This window comes from Ktedonobacter sp. SOSP1-52 (assembly GCF_016587395.1).
Genome location: NZ_BNJH01000005.1, coordinates 619,846 through 636,628, shown reverse-complemented (window position 1 = coordinate 636,628; position 16,783 = coordinate 619,846). Strand labels below are relative to the sequence as shown.

At 53.5% G+C, this 16,783-nt stretch carries 17 protein-coding genes and 3 pseudogenes; 8 read left to right on the top strand and 12 right to left on the bottom strand.

The window, feature by feature from the left end; genetic code table 11:
* Positions 1-18: 18 nt before the first annotated feature.
* Positions 19-1,441 (top strand): annotated as a pseudogene (locus JMJ16_RS43495) (AAA family ATPase).
* A gap of 102 nt (positions 1,442-1,543) precedes the next feature.
* On the opposite strand, the gene JMJ16_RS43490 reads toward JMJ16_RS43495, so the two are convergent.
* The 4 genes from JMJ16_RS43490 to JMJ16_RS43475 all read right to left on the bottom strand — a co-directional run bounded on the left by JMJ16_RS43490 (position 1,544) and on the right by JMJ16_RS43475 (position 4,957).
* Entirely contained in the window at positions 1,544-2,173 is a 630-nt protein-coding gene (locus JMJ16_RS43490; protein ID WP_201391771.1) for a hypothetical protein, read from the bottom strand.
* Between the two features lie 43 nt (positions 2,174-2,216).
* Positions 2,217-3,617 carry a transposase gene (locus JMJ16_RS43485; RefSeq protein ID WP_255553304.1) on the bottom strand — a complete coding sequence of 467 codons (1,401 nt, stop codon included), beginning with the start codon at positions 3,615-3,617 and terminating at the stop codon, positions 2,217-2,219.
* Between the two features lie 342 nt (positions 3,618-3,959).
* The gene (locus JMJ16_RS43480; RefSeq protein WP_201391769.1) at positions 3,960-4,802 is read right to left on the bottom strand and encodes an alpha/beta hydrolase; all 843 of its coding nucleotides are present in this window, start codon (positions 4,800-4,802) and stop codon (positions 3,960-3,962) included.
* A complete protein-coding gene (locus JMJ16_RS43475; RefSeq protein WP_201391767.1) occupies positions 4,745-4,957 on the bottom strand; it encodes a hypothetical protein in 213 nt (70 codons plus the stop codon). The genes JMJ16_RS43480 and JMJ16_RS43475 overlap by 58 nt, the downstream gene beginning before the upstream one ends.
* Before the next feature lie 650 nt (positions 4,958-5,607).
* Here JMJ16_RS43475 and JMJ16_RS43470 point away from each other — a divergent pair.
* The 4 genes and pseudogenes from JMJ16_RS43470 (at position 5,608) to JMJ16_RS43455 (ending at position 7,762) form a co-directional block, all read left to right on the top strand.
* Positions 5,608-6,272, top strand: a pseudogene (locus tag JMJ16_RS43470) (IS6 family transposase).
* 57 nt (positions 6,273-6,329) lie between these two features.
* A pseudogene (locus JMJ16_RS43465) lies at positions 6,330-6,545 on the top strand (Tn3 family transposase); the annotation flags it as partial.
* Between the two features lie 399 nt (positions 6,546-6,944).
* Entirely contained in the window at positions 6,945-7,091 is a 147-nt protein-coding gene (locus JMJ16_RS43460) for a hypothetical protein (RefSeq protein WP_201391763.1), read from the top strand.
* Positions 7,061-7,762, top strand: a complete 702-nt coding sequence (locus JMJ16_RS43455) for a PAS domain S-box protein (protein ID WP_201391761.1) — start codon at positions 7,061-7,063, stop codon at positions 7,760-7,762. Before JMJ16_RS43460 ends, JMJ16_RS43455 begins: the two co-directional genes overlap by 31 nt.
* A gap of 498 nt (positions 7,763-8,260) precedes the next feature.
* Here the strand turns inward: JMJ16_RS43455 and JMJ16_RS43450 are convergent, their stop codons facing one another.
* On the bottom strand, positions 8,261-8,488 hold the full coding sequence (locus JMJ16_RS43450) for a hypothetical protein (RefSeq protein ID WP_201391759.1): 228 nt from the start codon (positions 8,486-8,488) through the stop codon (positions 8,261-8,263).
* Between the two features lie 14 nt (positions 8,489-8,502).
* On the opposite strand from JMJ16_RS43450, the gene JMJ16_RS43445 reads away from it, so the two are divergent.
* On the top strand, positions 8,503-9,462 hold the full coding sequence (locus JMJ16_RS43445; RefSeq protein WP_201391757.1) for a hypothetical protein: 960 nt from the start codon (positions 8,503-8,505) through the stop codon (positions 9,460-9,462).
* A 186-nt stretch (positions 9,463-9,648) separates the two neighbouring features.
* Positions 9,649-10,839, top strand: coding sequence for a kelch repeat-containing protein (locus JMJ16_RS43440; RefSeq protein WP_201391755.1), 1,191 nt, complete (start codon positions 9,649-9,651; stop codon positions 10,837-10,839).
* On the opposite strand, the gene JMJ16_RS56540 is transcribed toward JMJ16_RS43440, so the two are convergent.
* The 7 genes from JMJ16_RS56540 to JMJ16_RS43420 all read right to left on the bottom strand — a co-directional run bounded on the left by JMJ16_RS56540 (position 10,784) and on the right by JMJ16_RS43420 (position 15,295).
* Positions 10,784-11,284, bottom strand: a complete 501-nt coding sequence (locus JMJ16_RS56540; RefSeq protein ID WP_307813362.1) for a PAS domain S-box protein — start codon at positions 11,282-11,284, stop codon at positions 10,784-10,786. The two genes, JMJ16_RS43440 and JMJ16_RS56540, sit on opposite strands and share 56 nt — an antisense overlap.
* On the bottom strand, positions 11,281-11,772 hold the full coding sequence (locus JMJ16_RS56535; protein ID WP_307813361.1) for a PAS domain-containing protein: 492 nt from the start codon (positions 11,770-11,772) through the stop codon (positions 11,281-11,283). The genes JMJ16_RS56540 and JMJ16_RS56535 overlap by 4 nt, the downstream gene beginning before the upstream one ends.
* Positions 11,703-12,149: a PAS domain-containing protein gene (locus JMJ16_RS56530; RefSeq protein ID WP_307813359.1), complete on the bottom strand. Its 447-nt coding sequence runs from the start codon at positions 12,147-12,149 to the stop codon at positions 11,703-11,705. The genes JMJ16_RS56535 and JMJ16_RS56530 overlap by 70 nt, the downstream gene beginning before the upstream one ends.
* Positions 12,150-12,712: 563 nt before the next feature.
* Entirely contained in the window at positions 12,713-13,456 is a 744-nt protein-coding gene (locus JMJ16_RS43430; protein WP_201391753.1) for an SDR family oxidoreductase, read from the bottom strand.
* 65 nt (positions 13,457-13,521) lie between these two features.
* Positions 13,522-13,923, bottom strand: a complete 402-nt coding sequence (locus JMJ16_RS43425) for an alpha/beta hydrolase (RefSeq protein WP_201391751.1) — start codon at positions 13,921-13,923, stop codon at positions 13,522-13,524.
* 12 nt (positions 13,924-13,935) lie between these two features.
* Positions 13,936-14,061, bottom strand: coding sequence for a hypothetical protein (locus tag JMJ16_RS56250; protein WP_255553291.1), 126 nt, complete (start codon positions 14,059-14,061; stop codon positions 13,936-13,938).
* 217 nt (positions 14,062-14,278) lie between these two features.
* A complete protein-coding gene (locus JMJ16_RS43420; protein ID WP_201391750.1) occupies positions 14,279-15,295 on the bottom strand; it encodes a TIGR03842 family LLM class F420-dependent oxidoreductase in 1,017 nt (338 codons plus the stop codon).
* A gap of 447 nt (positions 15,296-15,742) precedes the next feature.
* On the opposite strand from JMJ16_RS43420, the gene JMJ16_RS43415 reads away from it, so the two are divergent.
* The gene (locus tag JMJ16_RS43415) at positions 15,743-16,534 is read left to right on the top strand and encodes a hypothetical protein (protein WP_201391749.1); all 792 of its coding nucleotides are present in this window, start codon (positions 15,743-15,745) and stop codon (positions 16,532-16,534) included.
* Positions 16,535-16,783: the final 249 nt, after the last annotated feature.

The following is a 16,783-nucleotide window of genomic DNA, read 5'->3' as shown; positions in this document are numbered from 1 at the left end:
CTGCCTGTTGCGATACGCATGCTCCTCGCCACATTTGAGCGCCCAGGCCGCGAGAGCAAACAGCAGGAGAAGCGACCCGCGACTCCTACCTTTCTGCTCGAACTCCCCCTGGTCGTCGATGCCGGACAAGCTGCACACCTGCGCGCCCACTTCGAGGCGGACCGTCAGCTCTACAACGCCATCCTCTCCCAAGGACAAAAGCGCCTGCGCCGCATGCGGGCTGATCCCGCCTGGCAAGAGGCCCGTACCCTTCCCCGCACCCACAAGGCCGAGCGAGCAGCGGCCTTCTCCACCTTGCGCAAGGCGCATGGCTTCACCGAAGCAGCCTTGCATGAGGGAGGCAGTCAAGGGATTGCGCGTGGGCTGGATTGCGGATCATATTGAGGCCGTGCTGGCCCAAACGCTGGCCAGCCGCGCCTACTGCGCCCTCAACCGCGTCTGCCTGGGCAAGGCCAAACAGGTGCGTTTCAAGAGCCGGGGGCGCGGCCTCTCCAGCATCGAGAACAAGCGCAACGATACCAGCCTTCGCTTTGTCCTGCAGCCGCCCGATTCCGGAAACGCGGGGTATCTCCTCTGGAACGGGAACCGCCTCCCAACCCTCATCGGCTGGAAGGATGAGGTGGTGACCCACGGCCTGAGGCACCGCATCAAGTTCGCCCGCCTCATCCAACGTCCCGCCAGCAGCCCCAAAGGGGAGGCGAGCCTGCAGGTGTTCTGCAAGGAACTGGCTCCCGAGTACTACGACGAGCAGGGGCGCATCAAGAAGCAAGGCAACAAGAAGCTGCGGTGGAAGCAGAGCAAGCGCTACCAGGCGACCCGACGGCGCAAGGCCGCCAAGGAGCGCAAGCTGGCGGCGCACCGCAAGAGCCTGCACGGCCGCAAGGTCCACGAGGTGGTCGCGCTGGGCAACACCATCATCCTCGAAAAGATCTCCTACAAGGCATGGCAGAAGCAGTTTGGCAAGAGCGTGGGACTGCGAGCTCCAGGGATGTTTGTAGAACTCCTCAGACGCACCGTTGCAAGCACGGGCGGCACCCTGGTAGAAGTCCCCACACGCACGACGGCGCTGAGCCAATGGTGTCACGGCTGTGGCAAGCGGATCAAGAAGTCGCTCTCCCAGCGCTGGCACCAGTGCTCCTGTGGGGTAGGTCCCGTGCAACGCGACCTGTACTCGGCCTTTCTTGCCGCCTCTCTCGATCCAGCACATCCCCTTCCCTCGTGTGCCCGATACCAGGCGTATTGGGAAGGTGCGCAAGCGCGCCTGCGGGCAGCACACGAGCGTCTCATCCAAAGTGCGAGAGATGGGCAGAGCATGCCCCAAAGCTTTGGTCTGACCAGAGCCGGAGCGCGTCTACCGAACTCCTGGAACCCCCGCTGCTTTCACGCGGGGAGCTCTCAGGAGGCCTGGAACGAAACTTTGGGGTTTCACGCAACACGGTGATCGCCTGGATAAAAAAAGCCGCCAAGCTGCCAGCGTTGAGCGAAATCATTCTCTTTTTAGCCACCACCTAGATGACAAGAGGATGGTAAACTGTGCAGGCAACTACTGACGATAGAGTTGCTGTATTTGCGCAGGTGCAGCGATTTTCTCGGTACTCGCAGAGAAGACGCAATCGCACCGATGGCAGTAGCAGAATTGCTCCCATTGGCGCATAAGATATTGCCAGCGCTCCTGCTCCTGCTGTTGTAGCTCACGGCGGTGCTTGTTCGCTTGACGGAAAAACACGCGATGAGTCAAAACCCCAAGGAGCACTGGTAGACCGATAGAGAGACCGCATATGCTCAAGATGACCAGGAGTATACTAGCAACGCTGGAATCAGCAGGAAGAAGGCCAGTCATAAAGGACGGGAAAAACAATTGAGAGAGATAGAGAGCGATGGCAAGGAGAGGACAAAGCCAGAGGATGATCTTCTCAACGACAGGAAGAGGAATCGTTTTCCGCCGAGGAGGCAAGAGTAAAGCCCCAAGTCTCGTCTGGTGAGTGACTGGAACGGTGGTCATCTGAGGGACAGAGTTGTAGGTAGGATTTCCTGCGGAATCATAGGTGACAGAAGTAGAGGTAGTGACCTGGGTTTCCATTCTAGTGAAGGAGCTATTGCGATGAATAGCCGGGACTTTCTGAACCTGGTCATTGCGCTTACAGGCAGGGCAGTCGCTAGGGGGGAGAATCATTCTTTTTTCCTTTCATCAGAGCTTGACTTTGTACATTTCCAACTCACGAACAGACAGCCAACGACAGCCGCTCAAGAGTCGAGCGGGGCACTAAAACCACATCGGGGTGAGTGGGTGATGTGGGAAAAGTCCTGTGGCCCCACAGATGTCGCCTGACGAGAGCAAGGACATCACGGAAGGTGGCAGTCTGCTTGTGATACCAGGCGGCTTGAGCGACAGGAATGTGCCCATCCGGGTGCAACGCCCGCCCAAAGAGCGTCACGAGACTGTAGAGGCCAAAGAGCAAAGGAGTCGAGCGCTCAATAGCTCGATCCGACCATTGGCGTTGGGTCTCGATGCCCAAATGGGCACGACCCTCCTCAAAGGTCACTTCCAGACTCCAGCGCTTCATGAAGTCGCTGACGATCTGGCTTGCCGTCTGGATGGGGTCGGTGGAAAAGAGCGCTTTCGCAGGGCGCTTGCCCGAGGGATCACGCGTCAGAACCCAATGGATCGGCAGCGGATCGTATCCAAAGCGATACCACAGAGCGGTGCCGGTACACAACTCCAGCGTGCGCTTCCCCTCGCCGTACCAATCCAGGGTGAGTTCCTGCCAGACGGCCTCCGGGCTTTGTAATACCTGCTCCAGGGAAGGAAGACGTGGGCCTACCACTCTCGGACGGCCAATAGGGTGCCGGGTGCGTTCGGGAGGTGGTTCATGGAACACGGCATCCAAGCGGCCAGTCGTGACCAGGGTCACCCGTTGGGCACGTGCATGCAATCCCAACTCCAACACCGTGTAGGCGGTATTACCCATGAGCTTGATGGAGCGGCCGGGAAGCCAATGCCGGACCAGACTGATCATCTGATGCGCCCACATCCCGATGGTCTTGTGTCGCTTGCCCAGCTGTTGGCTGACCTCGGGAGTAGTCACGAGGATGCACAAGAAAGGCAACGCCCATCTCTGCTTGGTCCAAGGAAGGGTCACGACCACTGCCATCACGATCCAGCGCAAGCCAGGGTTACTCACCGAGCGTTCTCGACTAGAAAGCGCGCTATCGCGGTAATGGCCTCGTTTCCTGATCTTGCTGCCCCAGCGTCGTTCGAGCGTTTCATCAAGGACCAGATCCACGTCGGCTCCGGCTGGCACAAAGGTTTCGACGATAAGGAGGAGAAGTTGACGGCTCACCGCCAGAGGAGACCAGCGTGCTCGATTGAGCACGTGGTAGAAGGTGCTCCAGTTGGCAGCCATGTCGTTGCCGCTGGCACGCAGAGCCGCCGTGACTGTTCGGCGTCCATGAGCCAGCAAGGTCCCGGTAAGCAACGTCATCAGTTTCCTCCAAGTGGGAGCCGTAAACAGTGGCCGAAAGACGGCTAAAACTTCTATAATGGGATCGGGAAAAAGTGCTTCAGGCGCTATCTGTCTTTTTTGAAAAGAGATTGACAGAATATGTGTTTTCTTCACAGACATAGAGTGAAGAGAGAAAGTCATACACTCGAAAAGATGAGAAATCTGGGACTACTCTCATGAGAAATGATCGTGTGCTTTTTGGGATGTCAAACGGTTCTCGTCTCCTGGAGACCGAGATTTCTGGCACGGCGTTGCTTTGCGATCCCATGTTGGATCATGGGACGGCCTTCACGGTACAGTAACGCAAACCCTATCACCTGACAGAGCTGCTCCCCTCGCATTCCTATTAAAGAGAGACTCTTCGCGCCCACGGCTCTCAGGGGGAAGGGGTGAGTGAGGCAAACCCAGGCAAGAAGCCAAAGAGAATGAAATGGACCTGACCCTCTCCCCTTCTTTTCAGCCGATGTGCGCTTTGATGAGGTCGGCGAGCTCCATCGTCGCTTGATGGCAGGCGGCAGAGAAGCGCGTAAATTGAGGAAACCCGTGAGTCAGATCTGGATTGTGCACATAGGTGAGGTCGTTGCCTGCGGCGGCCAGTTTCTGTGCGTATGCGTGTCCCACATCGCGAAGCGGGTCGAATCCATTCGTAACCAGGATCGTCGGCGGAAGATTGGTATGCGATTGAGCGTTCAAAGGAGTAATGTACGGATGCCGTCCATCATCTGAGTTCTTGAGGTAATTGCGTACCATCTCGTAGATCCCGTTTGTTTCGAGATAAAGCCCGGTCTGGTTCTCGCTCCCTGACAAGGTATCGCCAGGGAAGGCGGCCTCCGGGAAGAGCGGCACGTGCAAGGCGAGCCTGGGACCCTTTTCATTGCAAAGCTTTAGCGCGATGACACAGGTCGTGTTCCCGACTGCAGAGTCACCCCCGACAGCGATTTTGTTCGCGTCGACGCCCTCTGCGCTAGCGTTGTCGAAGAGCCAGCGCACGAAGTACTCTATCTCATCAATCTGCACCAGAAACTTCGCCTCTGGAGTGAGCTGATACTCGATGCTATAGGTAATGACGCCTGCGCGCTCGGCGACGAGGCGCATAGGAACCTCGAACTCATCAAGTGTCCCATAAGTGAAGCCGCCACCGTGGATATAGACCAATGCTCCGGATAGAACACTTGTTGGATTGGTGGGTGTGTGCTTGCGAACGGCTAGGGACCCGTGGGGTCCAGGCAGAACGAGCGTCTCTATAGCACCGATCTCGGGCCACGGCCCTTCGCCAAGCACCTTGTGATCTCGGGCCACGGCCCCTCGCCAAGCACCTTGTGATCTCGACGGCCCTGCGCAATCGTCACATCAGCACCGAGAGTTGGGACTTTTGGAAGCCATGCCTTGAGTTCGGGATCGAGTGTGCCACGGCCCACTGATCCAGGGATATTCGTGCGATTGTAGATGAGCATATGCTTTCTCCTTCGTTTGGGAATATGGTATTGTTATCGCGATAACGTTCACACTGCGTCTCGCAGATCGTTCTTCTTCAAGCCTCGAGGACGATGGGCAGAAGATGCATCGGTCACCCACTCTATCATGACCATATCTTTCGTTTCCAGCTTTCGTGAATAACGTCAGGGCAGAGTCTTTTGTACCTTGGCTAAATCCTTGTATGACATGCCCACCCGGTTAGCAGAAGCAATCAAGCAAGCTTGTCTGGCACCAAGGCTGGTCGCGCACACATATCTCTCTTCGCGTTCTTGGAGAAGCTCCTGCCTGATGCAATGTCTCCTTTCATTTTCCAGCATAACAAGTTTTCTCAAATACGCATGAGGGCCATAGCATCCTGGGTTGGAGAAAAGCACGAGATTGGACTCCGCGCTGGCTCCCCAAATTGATCAATTACACAGTATTACTTGTAGGAAATGGATACACAATACATGTAATCTTGCCTGGCTGATCATTCTTACTCAGAAGACATGATTTTAGCTCGAAGAAAAACTGGTTGTGTTGCAAGAAATGGCAGTAATGAGATACACTCAACAGGATCCTACTGAGTGAGAGGCATTTCTCTATGCATCATGGTTCGTTGTTCAAGTGGCGACATTTTTAAGCCGATATCATTCTGTTATGTGTTCGTTGGTATTTGCACTATTCATTGAGCTATCGAGACGTAGAAGAAATGATGATGGAACGAGGACTCCCTATCGATCACACCACGATCTATCGCTGGGTGCAACGCTACGCCCCAGAGCTGAACAAGCGATGTCGACCACACCTCAAGCCCTCCAATGACTCCTGGCGCATCGATGAAACCTACGTCAAAATCAAAGGTAGGTGGATGTATCTCTATCGGGCCGTAGATTCCGCGGGAAATACTTTGGAGTTTCGTCTGAGTCCCACCCGTGATGCACAGGCTGCCCAGAACTTCTTCAAGCAGGCGCTCCGAGCTCTTCGTACCACACCGCCTCGCGTCATTTCTGTTGACAAGAACGCAGCGTACCCCAAAGCGTTCAAGGACTTGAAAGCGGCAGGGCTCCTTCCCGAAGCCTGTGAACGGCGACAAGTCAAGTATCTCAACAACATTGTCGAGCAGGATCATCGCTGTATCAAACGACGAACCAAACCAGGGATGGGCTTTTTCTCTTTTAAAACCGCAGAGAAAACGCTCCAAGGATTTGAGGGCATGAGCATGATTCGCAAAGGGCAAGTGCAGGGGATTGCCAGAGGAACATTCAAGACCAGATCATGTTCATCGCCAGCCTCTTTGAGGTGGGAGCTTAAGCACAACAAATGGCACTCCTTCACATCGCTGAGGTTCTTCACTCATTCTTACAACACAACCTGCTCGCCCTCCACTTCTTGCACATCGCCCTTACCTACATGCAGACGTTGATGATTCAAGATGTCTTATCGGAACCAGCCTGGATGAACCGAATGACCAAAGAAGACCTGCGCGGGCTGACTCCGCTGATCTACAGCAATGTCAATCCCTATGGCCTCATCCAACTCGATATGGCTGAACGCTTGGTAATCGAACGAGTCGAGGCCGTCTAAAGCCGAGTGGAAGCATCTGGGACAAGAGGCAGTTCGCATCAAGCGATCTTCTTCTCTCCAGCAATATTGCTATCTTGCCCCTGGTGTCAGCAATGTATGTATTGAGCCTGGTAGTATGGTCCGTGAGCAGTTGTGGCGTTTTCCTCAAAGAGTATCATAAGGGTAAAATAGGAGTTTTCCTTCTCTGGCTGATTTCGCTCCTCATAAAGAAGCCGGATATGCTTCTTCAGCGAAACGGTAGACATCCTAAGAAAAAGCTCATTCGATTATCCGTCCACTTCAAAGCATGACGAGAGAACGCGCGTCGTATTTCTGCGCCATTGACCCCTCTCAATGAATATGTATGCTACTCTCGCTGTTTTTTCCCAGAGTGAGTGAAGCAAAGAGGAGCGTTCCCTTATGACACATCAAGAACATCATTCTTTCACCCAGTCATTGACCGCTGCGGCCCTCCAGCAGATCACATCCGCCAATCTGGACTACGTTTTGGCGTTCTCTCCTGACGCCTTTTGGTGGTGGATCAGGCAGGAACCATTCTTACGCTGAATGAGCGACTTGCTGCGCTCTTTGGCTATACAGAGGAAGAGCTTCGTGGAGCACCAATAGAAATCCTGCTCCCTGTGCGCGTTCAAGACGTTCATCGACGGAAACGAGAGCAGTATACCGCGACTCCCCGTGTTCGCCCGATGGGCGTTGGCTTGGAACTCTATGGGATGCACAAGGATGGCACCGAATTCCCAGTGGATATTAGCCTGCGACCTTTTCTGCTTGAGGGAGCATTCTGTACACTGGGAGCCGTTCGTGATATGACCGAACAGCACGCCGCACAACGCCAACGCGCTGCTCAAGCGCTCAACCTCAAACTCCTCACCGATCTGCTCAATCTGGTCCCTCATGCGCTTTCCTTGCGCGATCCTCTGGGCCGGACCATCTACTGGAATGAGGGAGCGGAGCGACTCTATGGCTGGGCCCCACGAGACGCTGTGGGAAGGTTGTTGCATACGTTGCTTGAAACGCAGGTCGTTCCGTCATGGAGCGCGCACTCGAAACACCAGGGGCACTGGGAAGGGGAAGCCATGCAGACATGCCATGATAGACACTGCGATGCAGGGTACGCGAGCAATTTTTCGGTGTGGGAAGTGATTGGCCGACGAAGAGAACCTGTGATATTCACATCGCCGCAATGGTGTCCACTTTTACTCAAAAGGCTCGGATAAGTACTGAAGTAATGTGACTTGTATTGTCGCGGCAATGACATTATACTGTAATTTATACCTGCTTTATAAATCGCATAGCAATAGTCTGTTAGTGCGAAACCGGAGAAAAGGTGCAATGCATGGTTGTAAAATGCATGGTTGTAACTAGTGGAGTTCTATTCAAGAACGTGCTATCCACGGTAAAGAGACAAAATCCTCGAAAGGTCTCTCAGAAAGCAGATCGGGGCGACGACCTTTGCCCCACCAACTCGCACATACCGTGAAGAAACAGCTGTAACACATCCGTTTGCACGATTATTTTTTCACTCTCAAGTCGATGTTGAGTAACAAGCCGTTTGTACTTTCCAATGCCGAATAGCCCCTTTATCCAAGGAGGAAGTTATGGGATTAGGAGATGTTCTGCAGTTCTTTTCTAGTTTCTTTTTTAAGAAGGTCGTTCTACGCGTTTTGGAAGTTCCAGAACGAGTACGCGGAGCGAAGACGCTACTTCGAGCGCATTCATCCAGCGGTCGGGATGCCTTCTCCTCCAGAAGGAAAGGGAGGTCCGATTCCTCCATACGCTTTTTCACGATTTGGGGGTTGCAAATAGCGATGCATCAGTAGCGGCGCTCGCGCGGTTCGGTGTGCCGGACCTATTTCGGGCACCAGGTCGAACTGTTCTCTCGACAACTTATTTACCAGGTGAGCGCTTTTATGATCGAAGTTTGCGAATGCTGCTATTTGCATGGAAAGGATTTCTTATGAGCACTTGTTCCACCTTCACCACCCGTATCCGGCGCAGTATTCAGGCGCTTTTCATCGTGTTTTTACTGCTGATATGTTTTCCAAAAACGCTTCCAGCCCACGCGAACTCGCTCGTAGCCAGTTCGACCGGCTCCGGTAAAGGTATACAACCTGGCCAATTATTTACTGGCGGAAAGAGCCGCCGACAACAGGATCCAAAATTCTTACAATCGAAACAGCAGCGACGTGGCGCAACCCCAAACATTGTATCGGGTTCAAACCACCTGAGCTATTCCCCGGCGCAAGACGTCAGTGAGCCTCCTTATACCGGCGCCGATTCGGCTGGACACGGCTATACCGACAAATATTTTTGGAATGAGTGCGGACCTGGGGCCTCAACAGCAACGGTTGGGTATTGGGGGGTCAATCTCAAAAGGGGAACTCACACGTACAGTGATCCGTACACCACGACGACATGGAATGACTCGAATGACGCATCCTATGTCCAGTACATCGCAACGCAGAGCTCTCCCCCGGCTTTTACCTCCGCTGGTGAGATGACCTACAACGCCTATCCAAACGCGTACGCTACCTTCGCTGATGTCAGGGACGTTTTAAATTGGGAGGCGTCTGGCCATAGCTCCAACTATTCCAACTACTTCTACGCAGTCGCTGGTGTAGGCAACTTGAACAAAACGACCTTCAAAAATGACGTACAGCAAGATATTCAATCGAGTGGGAAGCCACTCATCGTTTCCGTCAACGACGCTTACTTACCAGATTGGATTAATTCTCCTGGAACAAGCCATTTTATTACCATCCTCGGTTACAATTTCGACAACAATACCATGACCTATTCCGAGACCTGCGGGAAGGTTTCCTGCAATACACAGCATACGGGGATTTACACCATTAACATTGATACCCTCTGGAATGGGATGGTCAATGACAATGGCAATGGCGGTATTATCTGGTAGCGGTTACTAACGTACGCTTCCTGGCATACATCCCTACGTTCTGAGAAACAATGGCTATCTGCCATTGCGGACGCGAGCTGGTGCAAGCGTTGAAAAAGGTATCAGAAAACCCCGCGGGGTTTTCTGATACCTTTTGAAAGCTCTACCGGCATTGTGTGCGACCTTGGGTCCTAGAAAGCAGCAACCATGAGACAAAGGGGTTTGGAGAGGGAAGAAATTCGTTCTACGCAAAAAGGCATGCGATTGCATGCCTACTCCGGTCTGGTCGTAGGTCTCTGTATCCTCGGCCTTATCGCGCTTTTGACGGCGTGTGGGGATCCCCCACCGGCAGTTTCACAGGGCAAAGCGACTCCGCGCGTAACCACTCCCCGGGCAACTGCAATGGCGACCCCAACTTCTAACGCATACAGTACTCCAGCTTTTATTGAAGATGGAGCAGGGCCAGCATCAAGAGCTGTTCCCCAATTCGCCTATGACAAGCGGCACGAGGGCCTCGTGCTCTTTGGCGGCAAAAGCTTTACCGGGTATTTGCAGGATACCTGGACATGGGACGGGCATGCCTGGACACAACGGCACCCCGCAGCATCGCCGAAGCCCATTCTTGGCGCCAGTATGGCGTACGATGATGCCACAGGTCTTGTCGTCCTCTTCGGCGGATCTCTCATTGGTGGTAACCAGGCGACGAATGAGACCTGGATCTGGGATGGAACCACCTGGGTACAAGAAAATCCCCCAACCTCCCCACCGCCGCGCATGAATGCCAGTATAGCCTACGATGCTGCCATTGGGCAACTTGTCCTTTTTGGAGGGTTCGCAACAGGAGCGAACTCTCCTTTAAATGATACGTGGACCTGGGATGGCACCACCTGGACGCAGCATCCTGGGATGGCCCCTTCGGCCCGTATGAATGCTAGTATGGCCTATGATGCCGCCACGCACACGGTGGTACTTTTCGGGGGTGATGACATGGGGGCCCCAATTCCTCTTCTGACAGATACGTGGACCTGGGATGGCACCGCCTGGACGCAGGAACATCCCTCACCTTCTCCTGAGGTACGTTTCACAAACAATGGCACCTTATACGGTGCCTACCCCATTCAAACCAGTATGGTCTTGGATGAGGCTACCCAGCAGGTGACTCTGACGTTGGCGGGAAGCGATAACCCTGGCAAGCAAAATATCCAGGTTTCCTGGACCTGGGATGGGAAAAACTGGAGGCAACAGTCGCTGCAGCACCTGCCAGAGCAGGATATGTGTCTTTTTTACAGTGTGGCGCAGCGGACCGTCTATGCCTTTGCAACGTCCATTACCATGACAGCGTTCAACGACAGTTTGTGGCAATGGAAGGGCCACAACTGGCAACCGCCGACCGTGTAAACAGAGCAAGGGGCAGCGTTCTGCTGCGCACCTCCTCTCGGCTATAGCCGGTCATGTGAAGAAACGCCTCATTGGCGTCCACCAGCACTTCTCCTTCCACTTCGCTAGAAGTAATCCCGATAATATTGGAGCCGATGAGGGCATGGATGCGCTCCTGACTCTGGTGCAAGGCTTCCGCGATGCGCTTCTGCTCCACCTGTTTCTGTTCCTCGATGTCGGTGCAGGTGCCAATATAGGTGAGGATTGTGCCTTGCGCATCTTTGTACGGCGTTGCTTGCATCAGGAACCAGCGATATGCTCCAGTCATGCCCTGGCACAGGCGCTGTTCCGCTTCACACGGCTGGCCGGTCTGGACGGCGCGCTGCCACACCGCCAGCACGCGTTGCCGGTCCTCAGGATGGATACACTGTATCCATCCATTCCCCTGGGTCTGTTCGGCGCTCATGCCTGTATAGTCGCGCCAGCGTTGATTGCAATAGTCGATATAGCCTCCTGGTCGCTCGGTCCAGACCAGCTGGGGATGGCATCGATCAGGGTATGAATGGCTGCTTCGGCGCGCTTGCGCGTGGTAATGTCGAACCCGATCATGACGAGGTACGCGACGTGGTGGTCCACGTCCATGTGCGGCGTGATCGCTACCTCCAAATGAAGGTCCATCCCTTCCCTGGGGTGAAACACGGTCTCGAACCGCACCGTTTCTCCCGTGCTGGCTCGCACAATGGCAGCACAGAGCTGTTCTTGAGTTGCAGGGGAAAGGGACCACCAGGGAGCCTCGGCGAGCGGTTGGCCAATCACCTTTTCGCATCGGACCTGTGCATTGTTCAACGGGATGGCATCAATCGCCAATACGATTCCCTCTGGCGTCAAGATCGCAGTCCTGATCTGCAAACCATCCAGGTCATCGATGCAGAGGTGCTCGCCCTGGGGAAACACCTCCTGAGGTCGGGCTGGCGCGCTCGCCTCGTGGAACTGCAACGCCAGCCCCCAACCATCGGCGCGAGATGCACGTGCAGCCAGTTCTGGGTGATGCGAGACACATACTGCACGTCGGTCAAGGCTCGCGTCTGTTTCGTTTGCCGCACCGCCTGGGAGAGCACGGGGCTCACCAGGTGGGGAGCGCAGTGCCAGAAGTTGTTCTCACACAATGCCTTGGGTGGTGTGCCGAGCATGGCTTGCGCACTCGCATTGGCATACACAATGGTATCGGCATGATCGAGAACAAAGAAGGCGCCTGGAAGCGCCTCAAGCATGGTACTGAGCGTGTCACGCCTGCGTCGCGTGACACGTTTGGTCTGTTTGGTCTTCGACATCGTGCGGTAGCTTTCCCTTTCACGTACCCCCATCCCTGAGAACGAAGATATATTCCTTTCTCACAGTGGCCAAAAAGATTGAGTTCTCGAGTTCTCCTCACTTCAACATATTGCTCACCCAACCAGTGCGAGCAACAATTTGCCGATATGTGCTCCTCCATCCACCGAAATGACTTGGCCGGTGATAAAGGGTGCGGCGTGTAAGTACAGGTTCCCAAGCGATGATTGTCCATGTAAAGCAGCGTGTTCTCCTCACACCTGTTTCCGGCGATATTTGAAGCAGGGCTTCTGCTCTTACTCTAACAGAGATAGAGCGGGGTCTTCGTTCAGATTCTTGCGCGAGAGTAACAGATTCTTGCGCAATTAACAGTAGTGTCGGGGCCGTGATCCCGAGTTTCACCTTCCCCTCGTTGACTTCAACAAACCGCCGCAGGAGTCCCCTGCGGCGGTTTGTTGAAAATTGTTTCCAAGAAATTCTCTCACTTCTGGACTGTTTCCATGTGGAAACAGTCCAGAAGGCGTTCTCAAAGCCTGAGAAGATTGCCCCGCCTCACATGTGTGATCTAGATGAACCCTCCATTGGCACGCAGAACCTGTCCAGTGATCCACCCGGCTTCCTGGCTTGCTAAAAAGAGCACCACGCCTGAGATGTCTTCGGGTTCCCCAAGACGACCGAAACCAATCATGCGTTTGATCGCCTCTATCTGGGCTTCTGATTTATCGGCGGTAAACAACTCCGTGTTGACCGGTCCTGGAGCGACGGCATTAATGGTAATGCCCTTTGGGGCGAGCTCCTTCGCCAGGTGCCGAGTGATTTGCTCGACTGCCCCCTTGGTGCCAGCGTAAAGGCTGTAGGTGGGCATCATTTGTCCCAGGACAGAGGAGGAGAAATTAATGATACGCCCTCCTGCTTGCATGTACCTGGCGGCAAATTGGCAAGCAAAGTAGGTCCCTTTCACATTGATTGCGAACTCTCGGTCAAAGTCCTGTTCTGTGATCTGCTCAATCGGCTTCGTGGTCATAATGCTGGCATTGTTGACCAGGATATCAACACGCCCAAAGTGTTCAATGGTCGCTTTGAACAAGGCTTGCAAGTCAGCATGTTTACTGACATCTGCCTGGACAGCCAGAGCCTGACCTCCATTGCGCTCAATGCGACCCACAAGGTCTTCGGCGGCTCCCTTATTCTGGGCATAATTGATGACGATCTGTGCTCCGTCGTTCGCCAATGCCTCTGCAATTGCTTGGCCGATCTCACGTGATGCACCAGTGACAATCGCCACTTTATTTTGCAGTCGTGTACTCATTCTTTTTTCTTCACAATATCTCTTATGGGAGACAGGGAGTGAAACACATCTTTTACCTACCAATGTCATCTCTTGCCAGGCTCGTTCTCGTGCCTTCTTTCTATTATTTCGCGCTGTGGCAACACCGTTTGGCGAATAAAGCTGCCCATCTTCTCAAGCGATTGTTGTCCTTCAGGCAGAACAGAGGCATAGGCTTGGAAGATATGCCACATGTCATCCCACACCGTTAATTCGACTGGAACATTCGCTGCTCTGGCGTGTTCCGCGATGAGGAGAAAGTCATCGAGAAAAATTTCGTCTCGACCAACATCAATCCGCAAAGAGGGGAAGCCATGAAAATCTGCATACATCGGAGAAATCAGCGGATTGCCGAGATCTTCTGCGCCAGCATAGAAGTGCGCCAGAGCGTTAATCGTGTCTGCAGAAAAGATGGGATCGACCGCTTCCTGCGCTCTCCGACTCTTCACGGTGCCACCAGATCACGATGCGATTTGGTGCGTGGCAAACACAGTATCGGCAAGCAATTCCTGCGCCTGCACTGTAAAACGACGCTTGGTTGTCTGGTAGGTTTCCACATTCAGGCCAAAGAGGGCTGCGATCTGCATTTCGTCGAGACCAGGAAGGTCAAGATCTTTTCGGGTCTTCGAGAAACACGCTGCGCAATGTCTCAACCACCATTTGATTCAGCGCGGCGAGAAAGCGACTGAGGGTCGAGCGGTGCGGGAGCCGTGCTTCGTACAAAGTGCGCCATAAACGGGAGGGCGAAAGGCTGGTGTGAGGCCATAACTCATCCATCTATTGCTTTCCCAACAGAGACTTTTTTTAGGTGCGAGGCCTCACCTGGACATTGCAAAACTCTGGAATAATTTCTCGACCATAGATTTCCAGCAGGCGCTCTTGCTCTTCGGCCATCAGGTAGAGGTTGAATTCGTTGACGCCAATGGCGGCCAGTTCGCGGATACGCTGGCGACACTGCTCCGCTGTACCAATCACACAAAAGCGATCAACAACCTCGTCGGTGACAAACTCGGCATGGGATGCCCCTACCTGGCAATGCTCCTGATAATCGTAGCCCGAACGCTGACGTACATAGCTGGTCAATTCCGCTGGCAAGTCAGTGGCAGGATAGCGAGAGAGCAACTCGATAACGTGATTGGACACAAGCGCGGGGAACCAACGTACCTGCGAACGCGCATACTCAAGGTCATCCGAAACATAGCCTGCCGTGGCACACATAATATGGAATTGTGACCAATCACGTCCCGCCTCCTCACAACCCTCGCGCACAAAATTCAGACCCCATTTAATCAGATGGGGATCGGCACATTGCAGGACAACGCCATCGCCCACGCGTCCCGCCAGGCGTAAAGCTTTGGGTCCATAGGCAGCGACAAAAATAGGCAGGCGGCTGCGCGCCCATTTTAGCTGGATAGCCTGCTCATTCAGATGTGTAGCCTCTCCCGAAACAAGGGTTCGTATCTCTTGAATAGCGTTCTCCATGACAGTCAGCGATACAGGTTGCTTTCCCATAACACGCAAGGCGCTATCTCCGCGACCAATGCCCATAATCATCCGATCGCCTGAAATCGCCTGCAAGGTCGCGAAGGTGCTAGCCGTGATGCTGGGATCACGAGTGCCGGGATTGGTCACGCAGGTCCCTAGCCGCAAGGAAGTAGTATTCACGGCCATCAATGTGAGTAGAGGATAGGGGTCCATCCAGAGTACATGTGAATCAAACAACCAGCCATAGGAGAAGTTTTGGGCCTCGGCCATACGCATCAGCTCAACAATACGCTCTGGTGGTGGATCGGGCCTGAGGGTAATACCAAACTCGATCATATTTTCATCTCCCTATCACTATTCAAGTTCCCTTGTTTTCATTATAGATAGGTAGTATACCTGGCAGGAAAAACACGATTCGCCCCTGGCCTGAGGCCGCTTTTGCTCATTTCTTATGTGAAATCACTATTTCATTCCCTGGATAGAGCCACACTAACCGGTGATTGAGCACAATTGCCCCTGACGAAGGCGAAGCAGCGGTCGATGATTGGATTGCTTCACCAAAGTGTCACCACAATGACGATCAATTCTGTTGGCTTGCGCAGCCCTTCCTCTATGGTTCCTCGTCGCTGGCTAAAGGTCTTGCGACAGCTCCTACAACGGTAGCGTTGTCGTTTGCGATCATGAATGACGATGTTGCCCGTCCCTATTTTTCCCCTTGCGGAACACGCCGAATTGGGGCAAAATTGCTTCGACAAAGAGGATAGATGAGAAAGGAACTCTGAATTGTACCTGCAACCACACCATTTGCGCGTTATCGAGCGCCTCAAAGAGACATTTCAAGATGATCCACGCTACCTGGCCTTGCTGGTCGGCGGCTCACTGGTCAAGGGTTGGGGCGGAGAGAACTCGGATGTAGATGTTATGTTTATTGCTACCGATGAGGAATATGCTCGTTGTGTAGCTAGTGGCCAGCGCTGGTATTACAACACAGAGATGTGCGATTATCCTGGTGGATACATCGACGGGAAATTCTTTAACCTGCAGTTTTTGAGAGATGTTGCACAGAAGGGCAGCGAGCCAGCGCGGGCGGCTTACACCAATGTTTTCGCAGTTTTCTCGCATATCCCTGAGTTGGATGATTTGCTGAAACAAATACCAGTCTACCAGGAGACTGAGCGTGAGGAAAAGATGCTGGCCTTCTACAGTCAGGTCCAGATGCTCAACTGGTTTGTTGGTGAAGCCGAGCAAAAACAGTCAACCTATCTGATGGCCCACGCAACCAGCGAGATGGTCTTTTATGCCTCGCGTTTAGTGCTGGCATATAACCGCATCCTTTATCCCTACCACAAGTGGCTGATGCAAGCTGTAGAGAACGCGCCCGAGAAGCCTGAAAACTTCCTTGAGCTGTGTGAGAAGCTTTTGACACAGGGGTCTGTTGCCAATGCCCAGGCTTTGTGGGAATGCATCACTAACTTTCGTGAATGGAATATTTCCTATGAGCGCGGACTGGTCCGGTTTATGCAAGATACTGAATGGAACTGGCTCGATAACCGGGCTCCTTTACAGGATTGGTAAGGCAAGGCGATTGATTTTAGTATGACAGAGGGTTGCCCAAGACGAGGACCGTGAATAGGAAGAGGAAAACCACTCAATAGTGGGCGAAGTCAAGGACGTGAGTGCACTGTTCCTGTCTCTGATCTCCTTGAAGAAGGCGCATTCTTCGGCAGCCAAAGGCCTCTGGGAGAGCACTCATACCCGTTTGGAGAGAAAATCTTTATAGGTTTTTAATGCGTTGATGCGGTTAAGCATGCTACAGTATTTCAA